The sequence below is a fragment of the Burkholderia sp. AW49-1 genome (genome assembly GCF_053427845.1).
Genome location: NZ_JBSAXF010000105.1, coordinates 1 through 484 on the forward strand (window position 1 = coordinate 1; position 484 = coordinate 484).

The 484-nt window shown below is 64.9% G+C and carries 1 protein-coding gene; it reads right to left on the reverse strand.

Going from position 1 to position 484, the window contains the following annotated elements; genetic code table 11:
• On the reverse strand, positions 1–446 hold a 446-nt coding region (locus ACV22W_RS33600; protein ID WP_448023838.1), incomplete at its 3' end, for an ESPR-type extended signal peptide-containing protein.
• Between the last annotated feature and the right edge of the window lie 38 nt (positions 447–484).

Genomic DNA, 484 nt, shown 5'->3' on the forward strand with positions numbered 1-484 from the left:
TTGACCTGGTTGACGATGATCCGTGCGGCCTGCCCCGCGCCGTAATTCGGGTTCCCGTTGATCCAGCCGGCCTGCTGGGTCTGAACCATCGTGGCCGAGTTGTTCAGGATCGCGCCGGCTTTTTGTACGTCGAACTGATTGTAGGTATTGACCGATACGCCTGCGCCAGAAGGCTTGGCCACGTTGACTTGCGGCAAGCCGTTCGGCGTCTGGATCACCTGCGTGGTGGTGCCCGGCGTCGGAACGATCTGCGCACCGGACAACGCAGGCAGCATGCCGAGCATGGCAACGCCCGCCGCAACCGCGCGCGGGCCGGATGCCGATGCGCGCCGTCGCACACGCGCCTCGCCCGTCGCCGATTTCCCCTCGGCCGTCACCGTCTCCGCGACGGCGACCACCATACCCCGAAGCCTGGAATACACCAGGCGATGCGCATTCTTGTTCATTCTCGTCGGCGCGGCCCGCGTCCAATCGTTCGTTATTG